Source organism: Salinarchaeum laminariae (genome assembly GCF_023204835.1).
GTDB classification, from domain to species: Archaea; Halobacteriota; Halobacteria; order Halobacteriales; family Salinarchaeaceae; genus Salinarchaeum; species Salinarchaeum laminariae.
The window spans coordinates 1,022,798-1,035,200 of sequence record NZ_CP096270.1 but is presented as its reverse complement, the minus strand read 5'-3'; the positions used below and the strand labels follow the sequence as shown (position 1 = coordinate 1,035,200).

Genomic DNA, 12,403 nt, shown 5'->3' with positions numbered 1-12,403 from the left:
CCGTGCCCTGCAGGCACAGACGGAGGTGCGTCGGCGTGGAGCTGATCGAGGGGTACGCCCAAGTCGACGATCTCGACGCCTTCCTCGACGCACTCACCGACGTCGGCGAGGAGCACGGCTGCGTCGTGCAGGCGTTCGACGCACGGGCGATCGCCGGGAGGGCTCATCTCGAACACGCCCTCCGGACCGCTCGCCGGGCGATCGAGCGCGGTGAGGCTATCGCCCGCGATCCCGCGGTCGAGGTGCTCTGCTACGCCGCGGGAACCCGCCAGATCGACGAGGCGCTATCGCTGGGCGTCGGCGAGGGGCGAACGCCCGTCGTCGTGCTCGTCGCAGGAGGGTTCGAAGACGACGCTAAGCCGGCGACCGGGAGCGGCGAGGATGCTGCCGAACGGGCGGCTGCAACGGCCGTCCGTGAACTCGTCGAGCCTGCCGAACTCGAGCGGGGAGCTGCGTACGCGAATCCGGATCGCCTCCGATCCGTCTTCGAGATCGGCGATGCGGAGATCGCCGCCACCGACGTCGCTCTCGACGGGGAGAGCGACCTCGAGACCCTCGTTCGCGAACGGATCGCACTGCTTGCCGTCGAGCGGTGAGCAGTCGCCGAGCCACGGCGCAGCGGCTGGCTCGCAGCGTTGCTACGATATCGAACAGTCACGGCGAGGACGTGGCTCCACGTCGAAATCACTCGTCCGGGGTGACGAGTGAATCGAGGACGACGTCGGGGGGCGCGACGCGCTCGATCGCAAACTGAGCCGCTCGCTCGACGTCGGTCGGACCGTCGTAGCGGCCGACGAAGAGCTTCATCAACTCGACGGCGAGCTCCCCGACGCGCTCCTCGCTCGCGACCGATCGGACCTCCCGCGTCGTCGCGAGCTCCGTGCCCGGAAACAGCGTCAGGGTGAGTCTGTGGGCGTTGCGTCCGAGATCGGCGTTGGGAGGCGTAATTCGGACTCGCACGTCGCCAGAGGCGTGCCTGAAGGCGACGAACGACGGCCGACGCTCCGCATCCACGCCGCCGGGGAGCCGTTCGCGATCCCAGTCGGCGGGCAACTCCTCGTCGATCACAGAGATCGGTTCGATCGGACGCCGTACGTACGTAGAGGTTGGTACAATTATCGCCATCGTTCGACCCGATATTCGTCACTTGTGGAGCAAAGGCGGAATAGATCGGGTTAATAACTGGCCATTCGTCGATTAAAGAGTGCGCCGGTGTGCGAACGTCGATTCCCGTCCTCTCGCGGTGTACTTTCATCGTGCCCGATCGTGAGTCGGACAGCAACTCTGATCGGTAGCCAGGGTGGCAGGTCGGATCGCTGTCCAGGATTCCCCTGTAGAATCGGGCCGTCCGGGGCAGCGCCAGTCACTCCTCCTCGGGTCGCGCAATGCAGGTCGCCGTCGACGACCAGTCGCCAGGCCAGTCGCCGTCGTCAGCAGTGCCAGCGTTCGACGGTGGGATCGCGGCGTCGCCGTTCGTGCGGGCCGACGTTCCGGACACCTGACCTTGCTTCGACGAAGGGGAGCTGGGAGACGACCTCGTTTTCGACGCGGGCGACCGCGGCGGTGGGGACTCAGGGAGCCAACCACCGGTGACGTCGTCGGGGTCGACGTCGGTTCGGAACCGATCGAGTGCGTCACGGAGCGACTGGGCTTCCATCGAGAGCTGCTCTGTGCCGCTCGAGACCTCCGTGAGCGCGCTGGTCTGCTGTTCGGCAGCTGCGGCGACCGTGCCAGCCTCGGCGTCGACCTCACGGCTGAGTTCTGCTGCGTGATCGACCATCGCGACGACGTCGTCGGTGGCTTCGGCCTGCTCGTCCGTCGCCTCGGAAATCTCGAGGACGCCGCGGTGGGTGTCCTCGGCGTAGCCGGCGATCTCTTCGAGGGCGTCGATCGCCGTGGAAACGGTGTCTCGGCCCTCGGTGACCGCCTCGCGCGTCGACTGGACCTCCGCAGCGGAGAGCTCCGTCTGGACCTTGACCTCGCCGACGAGGGTCTCGATGCGCTGGGCGGAGAACTTCGTCTCGGCGGCGAGATCCTTGACCTCCTTCGCCACGACGGCGAACCCTTCGTTGTCGCCGGCCTCCGACCGGGAGGCCTCGATGTTGGCGTTGAGTGCGAGGACGTTCACCTCCTCTGCGAGCTCGGAAATGAACTCGGCGACCTCGTCGATCTCGTCGACGAGCCGCTCGAGCTCGGCCATCTCCTCGGTCGCGCATTTGGAGCTGGCGTCGATCGACTCCATCGCCATGGCAGCGTCCCGGGCGGACTCCCGGCCTCGCTCGCCCGACTCGGCGGTGCGTTTCGCGATCTGGGATACGGACTCCGCGCGCCCAGCGATCGCCTGCGTGGTCGCGGCGAGCTCGTCGATGCGATCCGCGACGCGGTCGAAGGTGTTGGACTGGGTCTCCGTCGTCTCGGAAATCTCCTGAACGGAGACCGAGACCTGCTCGCTCGCGTGTTGGACCTCCTCGGCGCTCGCGGTGACCTCCTCGCCATGCGTGGCCACGTCGTTGGCGAACCGTTTGAGCCGATCCGTCGTCTCCTCGATGTCGGAGAGCATCGCGTCGAACTCCCGCGCGAGCGACGCGAACCGGTCGTCCTCGGCCTCGGCTTCGATGCGAGCCGTGAGATCGCCGCCCGCTGCCCGTTCCATGGCGGCGTCGAAGGCCTCGGCATGTGCCGAGAGCGCATCTGAGAGTGCAGCGAGTTCGGCGGCGCGCTGGTCGGCCAGTCGGCGCTGGGTTGCCGCTCGTCGCTCGGCGTCGTCGAGACGCCCGACGACGGTCTCAAGTGAGGACGCGATCTCACCCACCTCGTCTCCGCGGTCGGTCGGCAGGTCGACGGCCCGTGATCCGTCCGCCAGATCGCTCGTGACAGCGTCGAGTTCGTCGAGCCGGGGGTCAGCGGCGGTGACGGCACCGCCGACGCCCGCGCCGACGATCGCGACCTGACCGCCGGCAAGCACTGCGAGATAGGTCGGCGATGGCGTTACACTCGAGAGTGCAATCGTTCCGGCCCAGATCCCGAGGTACGCCACGGTGACGACGCCGAGGAGCACGAGAAGTGGCGCCGTGAGCACGCGACGGGTCGAAGTCATGTGGTCTGCTACCAAGACAAACTTGTTAAAACGTATTGGTGATTCACTCGAAATTCTTCCTAGGTACAACGTTCTGGGACTGTATTATTTCGTCCGGTGACATATTTTTACGGCGAGGTGCTGTGAGTTTCGGATCGCTGCAGGTAATCGGACCGGTGTGATCATACCCCTGAGTTCTCGGTGCGGGACGGCCCTATGCTGCCGTCGAACCCGATCGCCGATACCCCTCGCAGGGCTGCACAGCAGTTTCACAGAACGGCCTGCGATGGGGCATTCGAGTCTGTATGCGTTCAAAAGTCGGTGTGTTGGGGAGTGCGTGGTGAGAACCCCGGCGAGTGAGACGAAAGCGATAGGCACCCACGCCGCCCGGTCTGATCCATGGCCACGGATCCGTTCACCGTCGTCCCGGCGGTGGACCTCCGCGACGGAGAGGTCGTCCAGCTCGTGCAGGGTGAACGCGGGACGGACCGACGCTACGGCGATCCGGTCGACGCAGCGAACCGATGGCTGGATCAGGGTGCGACGACGCTCCACCTCGTCGATCTCGACGGCGCATTCGAGGGGAAACGGGTGAACGCGAGCGCGGTCAAAGCGATCGTCGAGACCGTCCCCGAGGACGTCGACGTCCAGCTCGGTGGCGGAATTCGCACCGTCGAGGACGCGATCGAGCTCCTCGACCTCGGGATCGACCGCGTCATTCTCGGCACCGCCGCCGTCGAAGAGCCCGAGATCGTCGCGGCGATCAGCGAGCGTCGTCCCGAGAGCGTCGTCGTGAGTCTCGACGCAAAAGACGGTGAAGTCGTCGTCGAGGGGTGGACGGAAGGGACCGGCCTCGATCCAGCGACCGCCGCCGAACGGTACGCCGAGCTCGGTGCTGCAGGCATCCTCTTCACGAACGTCGACGTCGAGGGGAAACTCGAGGGCGTACAGACCGAGCCCGTCGAGCGACTCGTCGACGCGGTTTCGATCCCCGTGATCGCGAGCGGTGGCGTCGCGTCGATCGACGACGTACTCGCGCTCCGCGAGACTGGTGCCGCGGCTGTCGTCGTGGGCAGCGCACTCTACGAGGGAGCGTTCACCCTAGACGACGCGCTGGCGGCGCTCGAATAGCCGGATTTATCGTCGAATTGTCCCGGTGGTTTCGGCCGAGTAGAACGCTGTTTCTACCGAGACATTCTCCTGTCGCACTACGTGTTTTGCAAGTATGGCAGAAAGCATGAGATTTCTCGGTAGTTCCTACCGAGATTCGTCTGCCCGCCGGAGCGTCACCGATGACGCAGCGAACGGCTCGTGATACGCGCCGAATCCCTCCGAGATGCCGCCAACAGAGACCGTCCCTGCGTCGGTCTCGAGCTGGAGTGCGCTCTCGATCGGGAACGCAGCGTTCGTCGGTTCCACGAGACTCTGCCGGACGTCCGTTACACGCGCACCGGATACTGGCCGCTCGTCGCCGGTCTCGGCGTCGACGAGCGTCACGTCAGCCAGCAACTCGGTGCCGGCATCGACGTGTATCGCAGACGTGGTCACGCCCGACCGGAAGAGGTCGAACCGAGCGGGGAGCTCGGGCGGATCGGCCACGGCGCTCTCGACGCCCATCGGCCAGACGTTGCCGAGCGAAGAGCCGTAGAACGCGCCGGCGACCTCCGGTTGACCGAACGCGACGGCGTGTTGCAGCCCGTCGGAGCCAGGAGTGAGGAGGCCGTGCGCTCCCATGACGCCGGCAGTTCCGTCGCGGAGGACGAGCACCGGCGGCGTCCCCTCCCAGGTACGAACGACGGTCGCCCAGTCGGCTGCCGGCTGGTGGTCGGCGAGTGCCGTCTCGGGCTCGGGATCGGTGAGCATGCAGTAGGTCGTAACGCCGCGTTTTCGCGCCGCGACGAGCGGCTCGTGGAGGTCGGCGAGCTCGCTGGCCGGGACGACGAGGTAGAGTTCGGTGTTCGCACGTTCGAGCTGGTGCTGGATCCGGCGACGGACCGTCCTTGCCGAGCGGATCGTCTCGAAGCCGGCGTCTTCGCGGCTGGATTCGGCGTATCGTTCGCTCGCGGCTCGCTCGAACGCCGAGAGCCGCGTCGAGAGCGCTTCGACCGCCTCCGCCGGTGCGCGCGCTCGCAGCACCGTCGGGGTGACGCTCTCGTCGACGGTGACGAGGCCGCGATCGGCGAGCTCACCCGCGATCTCGTAGACGTAGCTCTGGGAGACGTCCGCGCGCTCGGAGACCGTACGCATCGTCGCCTCGCCACCCTCCAAGACGACGAGGTACGCGTCGATCTCCGTGCGAGAGAGGCCGAGGTCGGCGAGTGCGTCGCGTAGCCGGTCCGACGACATGTGAGCCATCTTCTTTTACTATTAGAAAAAGTTTTCTCGATCGCTCTCCTCGGTCGACTCGAATGAGCGAACGCCGAGCCGATGGCAGCACGATCGGGTGGGAGGCGGGTGAGACGTGAGCGGCGAGAAATCAACGGACAGCGGAGGTAGCTCGGAGAGTTCGGGCGAGTCGCACGCCGAGCGAAACCGATCGAACCGTCTGCGGTGGACGGCGGTCATCTTCGCGGCGCTGGCGATCGGTGGCGGTGCGATGATGGCCCGCGGACCAGTCCTCCCGGAACTCGGGGCGACCTTCGAGGCGCCCGAGTGGCAACTCGGTCTCATCGCACCGGCGGGAACCGTCGGCTACCTGCTCTCGGTGACGTTCGTGGGCTTCAAAGCGGGCCATCTCCGGCCGCGGCTGATCGTCGCAGGAGCACTGCTCGCCAACGCCGTTGCCCTCCTGGCCATCGGCGCGGCCCCGATCATGCTCGTCGTGCTCGCAGGCGCAGTCTTCCAGGGTGCCGCGATCGGGGTCGTTCGGGGGTTGAACCGGCCGCTGTTGAGCCACTTCTACCCCACTCGGCGCGGGCGGATCTACGGCTACTACGACATGACGTGGGCGATCGGAGCGGCGCTTGCTCCACTGCTCGTCGTCGCCTGCGTCGCATTTCTCTCCTGGCGGTACGCGTTCTGGATCTTCGCGGTGTTGCTGGCCGGGCTCGGCGTCGTCGTCTGGTCGCTCGACGAGCCCGCCGTCGAGACCGAGGAAGAGCCCCTCGCACGGGAGGACGTCCGGGCGCTCCTCCGGCGGCCCGAGATTCTCGGGATGGCGCTCGTCATGTTCTTCTCGACCGGCGTGGAGGGCGGCCTCTTCCTCTGGCTGCCGACCTACGCCGAGAGCGAGCTTCCGGGCTGGATCGCCGGAGGTACCCTCTCGATCATGATCGCGGGCTACGTTCCGGGCCGGTTCGCCTACGGCCGGCTCTCCGAGCGAATCGGCTACGTCCGGCTCATCGTCGCCGTGCTGGCGTTGATGGTGCCGACGTTCGTCGCGACGTTCGTCTTCGCCGACGGACTCTGGGTGCTCCCGGGGATCCTCACGATCGGCCTGCTGATGTCTGGCTGCTTCCCGCTCCTGGTCTCCTACGCTACCGACGCCGCGCCGGAGTACAGCGGACCGGTCACGGCCGTCGCAGCCATCTCCTCCTCGCTCGGCGTGGGCGTCACACCGGCGGTCATGGGGTTCGTTCTGAGCGACGTCGATCCGGCGACGGGGATGCAGCTGCTCGTGATCCCGCTCCTGATCGCACTCGGCCTGATCGTGCTCGTTCGCGTCGCGGAGATCCGCCGAGCGCCGGCAGAGAAAACCTGTCCCAGCGCCGACTGACGGCAAGCGATATTTCGATGACACAGCTCGATTGCACGTTCCACCGAGCTACAGCAGCCGCACCGACCGCCGGACATCGATTCCTCACCAACGACCGCCCCTGGAGGAATGAAAGGGCGAGGCGCGGTGGCGTTCGCTCGGCCGGCACTATCCGAGCGCCAGCGAGGATATCCGGGCCGAGCGTGCGCGAGCGCGCAGAGGGCTTTCGAGGCCACGCTATCTGCGAATCCTCACCCGATAGCGCGCCCTGCCATCCCCTTCCACGCGAGCGCCACCGATTAATAGGCCCCCTGCGTATCGCCGGCCATGAGCGACCGAGCGGCGGCGGTCAGCCGCGAGACGGCGGAAACCGAGATCGACCTCACCCTCGAGATCGACGGGTCCGGCGAGTCCGACGTAGACACGGGCATCGGATTTTTCGATCACATGCTCGAGGCACTCGCCACGCACGGCCTGTTCGACCTCACCGTCCAGTGCGACGGCGATCTCGAGGTCGACGACCACCACACCGTCGAGGACGTCGGCATCGCGCTCGGCGAGGCATACGACGAGGCGCTGGGCGAGCGCGAGCGGATCGTCCGCTACGCCGACCGCCGGGTGCCCCTCGACGAAGCCGTCGCGTCGGTCGTCGTCGACGTCTCCGGCCGGCCGCGATTCTACTTCGACGGCGCGTTCTCCCAGGCCGCCGTCGGCGAGCTGGCCAGCGACATGGCGCGGCACTTCTTCGAGTCCCTCGCGCTGAATGCCGGGCTGACGCTGCACGCCGATATCGATGGACGAAACGCCCACCACGAGATCGAGGCGCTGTTCAAAGGGTTCGCACGGGCGATGGACGACGCCACGCGAATCGACGAGCGGCGCTCCGGGACGCCCAGTACGAAAGGCGAGCTGTGACATCGCGGGTCAGTCGAGGAGTTCCTTCTGTGCAGTAACGATCGAAGAAACTTCGAAGACTGGCACACTGGCGACCGATTCCACGCCAACCCACATTATTTATAGCCGTATTCATCCCCCACCTTCAAACCACCCCGGGGCGAACGACCGAGCATGTTCGACGAGATTCTAGAGAAGTTCGAGGGCAGTCCGAGTCAGCAGGCGGTGATTCGCCTACTTCTGGAGCGGGGATTCTCCGTCAACGACGAGGGGCGCGTGGTCTCCGGTGGGATCGAGATTCCGAACACGGGGATCGCCCGCGAGATCGACGTCGATCGGCGGGTCGTGGACTCGACGACGGACGCGATCCTCGACGACCCCGAGCTCCGGCGCATCTTCCAGAACATCTCCCAGGTGCCGAGTCTGATGGACCTCGCGCCGGTGCTCGATCTCACCGTGCTGACGGTGGAGGTCGCCGAGGCCGAAGAACACGGCATCGTCGCGGAGGTCAGCCAGCTGCTCGCCGAGCGAGAGCTGTCGATCCGCCAGATCATCACGGAGGATCCAGAGTTCACGGACGAGGCGCGCTGTTACGTCATCATCGACGGCGAGACGCCGGGCGACCTGCTGACCCAGCTGAGCGGCCTGGAGTTCGTTCGGTCGGTGGAGATCAAGTGACCGTGACCGACGGCCGGTAGCGTTCGCAGCGGGACCATCGAGTCCCAAGGAACTGAACGACGGCGAGACCGCGATCGGTCACACGTCGATCGTGACCGACAGCTCCGATTCGAGGACGTCGAGACCGTTCAGATCGTACAGCTGGGCGTCGTTGAACTCTGCGTCGCCCGAGTCGATGTCGCTCTGTGCGGCAGCCTGGTCCCCGTTTATGTAGTGATACATCGCGGTCTGGTAGTCGGCCACCGCGTCTCGCATCCCACCACACCGTGACGTGGCGTCCTGACAGTAGGTTTCGACGGTCGATTCACCGAGCGCCTCGGCGCGGTTCGTCGCGCCGCGGAAATTGTTCTCCGCAGAGTGATAGTACCCGCCGGAGAGATTGAACTCCGCCCTCGCCGCGCGGTAGTTGCTACTCTCCAGGAAGGAGTAGGCGTCGTTGTACGCGTTCGAGGCGTTGTTCTGGTGGGTGATGCCCCAGGAGTACAGATAGAGGATCTGTTTGGCCCGTGAGTTTGCCAGATCCTCTTCGACCTCGCCGAGTTGCTCTTCGAGGTCCGCGTTGGACTCCTCGAGCGAATCGAGCTCGTCGTCAGTTTCGTCGAGTTCCGCTTCGAGCGAGTCGATGCGGTCTCGTCGATCCGCGACGTTGGATTCCTCGTTGACGGTGTATCCGAAACAGCCGGCAGTCACCGCGACAACCCCTGCTCCTGCCATCCCCAGAATGTCTCGCCGTCGCATGCGGCAACAACTGCCCCCATTCCCAAAGTAGCTGCTGGCCGTGGCGGAAGCGCTCCACTGATCACCGGGCGGCCGACCGGCAGGAATCGTGGAACGGTACCGAGCGGTGAGAGACGGACCCCCACTCCGTCAGTACTGAGGGATGCCGGAGGCAGAAAGAGCGCCCAGATACACACCCAGATTACGGAACGACGCCGACGGTGAACAGCGTGCCGTACTCCCGACAGCTTTCACGCTGCTCGTCGGGCGTCTCGTACCACTGTTTGGGGAACTCCGAGGCGGGCGGGATCTCCGTTTCCGTGTCTGGGATTCGGGTCTGCCCGGCGAGGTGGAACCCCGCGTCGCGGAACGCCTCGCGGTACTCGGCCTCGTTCCAGCGAGTCATCGGTACGTCGATCTCGTCGGCCCAGCCGGCGCTGTACTCGTGCTCTGTCCAGAAGTTGACCCCGCAGTAGAAGGTGCCACCGGAGCGGAGGACGCGCCGGAGTTCGGCCAGTGCGGCGTGGGGATCCGCGGCGTAGTAGAACGCCTCCATCGAGAAGGCGTGATCGACCGAATCGTCGGGGAGCGGCAGGTGATGGAAGTCGCCGGCGACGAACTCCACGGGCTCGTCCGCATCGGTGTACTCGCGGGCGTTTCCCACCATCTCCGGTGCGCCATCGATCCCGATGGCGCGGCCAGCGCCGGCAGCCTCCCGGAGCGCTCGGGCTGCGTAGCCGCTGCCCGATCCAAAGTCGAGGACGGTGTCCCCGGCCTCGACGGGCATCGACGAGAGCGCGTGTTTCGCCGTCCGCCAGTGACGTTCCTCCATTCCCCGATCGCGGCCGTCCGCCGCCCAGTCGTCGAACTCCTCGCGAACGCTCATGGGTGAGGCCACTCGCGCCCCTGGCAAGGGTATTTCGACCGGCGAAGACGGTCTGCTCGTCGAGCGGTGGCCCGTCCGGTTCGCCGCCGTCGCCGACCGAGGCCTGTCACGGTCTGTCGAACAGGAATTAAGGTGACTCCGTGCCCAGGCGGTAGGTATGGACTACGAGCTCGCGGTCGACGGGGGTCCAGCGTCGATCCCCGGGGGGACGAGCGTACTGCTGGTACATCCGAGCACGGCAGCAACCGACCGCGTAGACACCGACTTTCTGAAGAAAGACACAGACCATTTCCTCGTGATCTCGACGCGAACGACGGCCCGTGAGGTCACCCAGAAGCTCGACTACTACGACGTCGACGAGGACAGCGCCGTCATCCTCGACACCCTCTCCGTCGAGCGGGGCTACTCTCGGCGGACCCGCGACGACGTCCACTACGTCTCCTCGCCGGACGACACCGACGGCATCGTCGAACAGACCGAGCAGTTCCTCGAGAACCACGACGGCAAGGTCCGCGTCAGCTTCGACTCCGTGACGGAGCTCGCCTACTACGCTGGCGAGGACGACGCTCGCGATGCGGTCGATCGCATTCTCGACCTCCTGGTCGAACACGACGCAGTCGGACTCTTTCACCTCTCGACGGAGGTTCACGACGAGGACGTCCTGGAGTCGTATCGCGACCGCTTCGACGTCGTGATCGACCTCGACGAAGACGACTCGATCGACGTTCAGGAGTAGTCGACTTCCGGATTCGCACGGCCGTTTTTCGCGACGGTCCGAGCGGGCGATTGCAAGGCCCCACCGGCGCCAACGGAGTGTAGACGTCGATTCGAGAATACCCACACTGAGCGAGGGGCACCGATCCCTTCATCGACGAGCCGCTGGTCCGCCATGTAGAACCAGGGGTAACCCGGCCACAATCGGCTGTGTCAGCGGTTGGCAGCCGTTACAGACTTCGACGGGCTTAACGCCCAGGGGCACCAACCACGCTGGGAATGAGTACACCGGAGCTGGACGTCGTCGAATTTCTCCTGACGACGGAGCTATACGGCGACGACCGGGACCTCGACGAGAACGACCTGCCGCCGCGCTACCGGAGCGTTTTCTGGGAGGACGGAACGATCGAGCGACCGCTCGCAACGACGAACGAGACGGCCCGTGCCGCGACCGGGCACGAGCGGCCCTGGGACGCCGCTTCTGGCCTGATGTTCACCGATCGGGACGACTTCTCGGGCACCATCTCCTTCACGAAACGAGAGCTCGCGGAGTCGTGGTTCCTCGAGCGCGTTGATCTCGATCGCCTGCAGACCAACCCCACGCTGGCGTCGTACTTCGAAGATCACGAGGACGCGCCCGAGGAACTCGACTACGAGACCGCCCGCGAGGCCAACCGACCGATCCAGGCAGACCGGGTCTGGATCGACTCGCTGCTCGAGGAGTACTTCGGTGCCGACGACGAGGACGACCAGGAGATGCTCGATCTCGTGGACGTTCGAGCGCCCGAGGAAATCGAGATCACGCTCGACGATCTCGTGTTGACCGCCGATCAGGAAGGCGAGATCGACAAGATCGTCACCGCGATCGAACACCGCGACTACCTCGCGCGGATCGGCCTCCGCGAGATCGGGAAGCTGCTGTTCGTCGGCCCGCCGGGGACCGGCAAGACCTCGACCGCCCGCGGGCTCGCCCACGAGCTCGACCTGCCCTTCGTCGAGGTCAAGCTCTCGATGATCACCAGCCAGTATCTCGGCGAGACCGCGAAGAACGTCGAGAAGGTGTTCGAGGTCGCCAAGCGGCTCTCCCCCTGCATCCTCTTCATCGACGAGTTCGACTTCGTCGCGAAGACCCGCTCCTCCGACGAGCACGCCGCGATCAAGCGCGCGGTCAACACGCTGCTGAAGTCCATCGACGAGATCAGCCTCGTTCGCGACGACGTGCTCCTCATCGGCGCGACCAACCATCCCGACGACCTCGACGCCGCGGCGTGGCGGCGGTTCGACGAGATCGTCAACTTCCCCAAACCGGACTCCGGAATGCGGGCGGACATCTTCGAGATCATCACCCAGGAGATGGTCATCGACGAGTTCGATCCGGCGTCGCTGGGCGACAAGACGGAGGGACTCACCGGGAGCGACCTCCGACTCGTCATGCGCGAGGCGGTCCTCTCCGCGCTCACGGAGGGCCGGACCGAGCTGAATCAGGAGGACCTGCTCGCCGCCATCCAGGACTTCGAGGAGCGGGACAACCTCAAGAACATGGACATGATCGACGGCGACGCCGACGCGCTCGTCGCCGGCGGCGACATCAGCGGCGACGACGGTGACGATGGGACGGCAGCGGACGGCGGTCACGATCACGACCACGATCACGCCGACCACGACCACTCCGACGACTGACCGGCGCAACACTACGTCCGGAGCTCGATCGGGATTCTCGATTCTCCACAATCAGGAGCCACAC

12 protein-coding genes are annotated in these 12,403 nt (G+C 65.8%); 7 read left to right on the top strand and 5 right to left on the bottom strand.

The window, feature by feature from the left end:
• Positions 1-35: 35 nt before the first annotated feature.
• Complete coding sequence (gene cgi121, locus MXF70_RS04810; RefSeq protein WP_248517872.1) at positions 36-596, top strand: KEOPS complex subunit Cgi121; 561 nt, start codon at positions 36-38, stop codon at positions 594-596.
• An 88-nt stretch (positions 597-684) separates the two neighbouring features.
• On the opposite strand, the gene MXF70_RS04805 is transcribed toward cgi121, so the two are convergent.
• Positions 685-1,068, bottom strand: a complete 384-nt coding sequence (locus MXF70_RS04805) for a hypothetical protein (protein WP_248517871.1) — start codon at positions 1,066-1,068, stop codon at positions 685-687.
• A gap of 295 nt (positions 1,069-1,363) precedes the next feature.
• A complete protein-coding gene (locus MXF70_RS04800) occupies positions 1,364-3,097 on the bottom strand; it encodes a methyl-accepting chemotaxis protein (RefSeq protein WP_248517870.1) in 1,734 nt (577 codons plus the stop codon).
• A 378-nt stretch (positions 3,098-3,475) separates the two neighbouring features.
• Between MXF70_RS04800 and hisA the strand changes: the two genes are divergently transcribed.
• Entirely contained in the window at positions 3,476-4,207 is a 732-nt protein-coding gene (gene hisA / locus MXF70_RS04795) for a 1-(5-phosphoribosyl)-5-[(5-phosphoribosylamino)methylideneamino]imidazole-4-carboxamide isomerase (protein WP_248517869.1), read from the top strand.
• 126 nt (positions 4,208-4,333) lie between these two features.
• Here the strand turns inward: hisA and MXF70_RS04790 are convergent, their stop codons facing one another.
• Positions 4,334-5,422 carry a TrmB family transcriptional regulator sugar-binding domain-containing protein gene (locus tag MXF70_RS04790; RefSeq protein ID WP_248517868.1) on the bottom strand — a complete coding sequence of 363 codons (1,089 nt, stop codon included), beginning with the start codon at positions 5,420-5,422 and terminating at the stop codon, positions 4,334-4,336.
• A 115-nt stretch (positions 5,423-5,537) separates the two neighbouring features.
• Between MXF70_RS04790 and MXF70_RS04785 the strand changes: the two genes are divergently transcribed.
• The 3 genes from MXF70_RS04785 to trpY all read left to right on the top strand — a co-directional run bounded on the left by MXF70_RS04785 (position 5,538) and on the right by trpY (position 8,342).
• Entirely contained in the window at positions 5,538-6,791 is a 1,254-nt protein-coding gene (locus MXF70_RS04785) for an MFS transporter (protein ID WP_248517867.1), read from the top strand.
• 306 nt (positions 6,792-7,097) lie between these two features.
• The gene (gene hisB, locus MXF70_RS04780; RefSeq protein WP_248517866.1) at positions 7,098-7,685 is read left to right on the top strand and encodes an imidazoleglycerol-phosphate dehydratase HisB; all 588 of its coding nucleotides are present in this window, start codon (positions 7,098-7,100) and stop codon (positions 7,683-7,685) included.
• Positions 7,686-7,838: 153 nt separating this feature from the next.
• Positions 7,839-8,342 carry a TrpY family transcription regulator gene (gene trpY, locus MXF70_RS04775; RefSeq protein ID WP_248517865.1) on the top strand — a complete coding sequence of 168 codons (504 nt, stop codon included), beginning with the start codon at positions 7,839-7,841 and terminating at the stop codon, positions 8,340-8,342.
• Positions 8,343-8,420: 78 nt separating this feature from the next.
• On the opposite strand, the gene MXF70_RS04770 is transcribed toward trpY, so the two are convergent.
• Both MXF70_RS04770 and MXF70_RS04765 read right to left on the bottom strand, forming a co-directional pair.
• A complete protein-coding gene (locus MXF70_RS04770; RefSeq protein ID WP_248517864.1) occupies positions 8,421-9,080 on the bottom strand; it encodes a hypothetical protein in 660 nt (219 codons plus the stop codon).
• A 181-nt stretch (positions 9,081-9,261) separates the two neighbouring features.
• On the bottom strand, positions 9,262-9,945 hold the full coding sequence (locus tag MXF70_RS04765) for a class I SAM-dependent methyltransferase (RefSeq protein WP_248517863.1): 684 nt from the start codon (positions 9,943-9,945) through the stop codon (positions 9,262-9,264).
• A gap of 157 nt (positions 9,946-10,102) precedes the next feature.
• Between MXF70_RS04765 and MXF70_RS04760 the strand changes: the two genes are divergently transcribed.
• Entirely contained in the window at positions 10,103-10,681 is a 579-nt protein-coding gene (locus MXF70_RS04760) for a DUF7090 family protein (RefSeq protein ID WP_248517862.1), read from the top strand.
• 257 nt (positions 10,682-10,938) lie between these two features.
• Positions 10,939-12,339 carry an ATP-binding protein gene (locus tag MXF70_RS04755; protein WP_248517861.1) on the top strand — a complete coding sequence of 467 codons (1,401 nt, stop codon included), beginning with the start codon at positions 10,939-10,941 and terminating at the stop codon, positions 12,337-12,339.
• Positions 12,340-12,403 lie beyond the last annotated feature (64 nt).

Coding starts and splice junctions, on each gene's coding strand:
- MXF70_RS04755 (WP_248517861.1), top strand. CDS start 10,939: ATGAGTACACCGGAGCTGGACGTCGTCGAATTTCTCCTGACGACGGAG.
- MXF70_RS04790 (WP_248517868.1), bottom strand. CDS start 5,422: ATGTCGTCGGACCGGCTACGCGACGCACTCGCCGACCTCGGCCTCTCT.
- MXF70_RS04760 (WP_248517862.1), top strand. CDS start 10,103: ATGGACTACGAGCTCGCGGTCGACGGGGGTCCAGCGTCGATCCCCGGG.
- MXF70_RS04770 (WP_248517864.1), bottom strand. CDS start 9,080: ATGCGACGGCGAGACATTCTGGGGATGGCAGGAGCAGGGGTTGTCGCG.
- hisA (WP_248517869.1), top strand. CDS start 3,476: ATGGCCACGGATCCGTTCACCGTCGTCCCGGCGGTGGACCTCCGCGAC.
- MXF70_RS04765 (WP_248517863.1), bottom strand. CDS start 9,945: ATGAGCGTTCGCGAGGAGTTCGACGACTGGGCGGCGGACGGCCGCGAT.
- trpY (WP_248517865.1), top strand. CDS start 7,839: ATGTTCGACGAGATTCTAGAGAAGTTCGAGGGCAGTCCGAGTCAGCAG.
- MXF70_RS04800 (WP_248517870.1), bottom strand. CDS start 3,097: ATGACTTCGACCCGTCGCGTGCTCACGGCGCCACTTCTCGTGCTCCTC.
- hisB (WP_248517866.1), top strand. CDS start 7,098: ATGAGCGACCGAGCGGCGGCGGTCAGCCGCGAGACGGCGGAAACCGAG.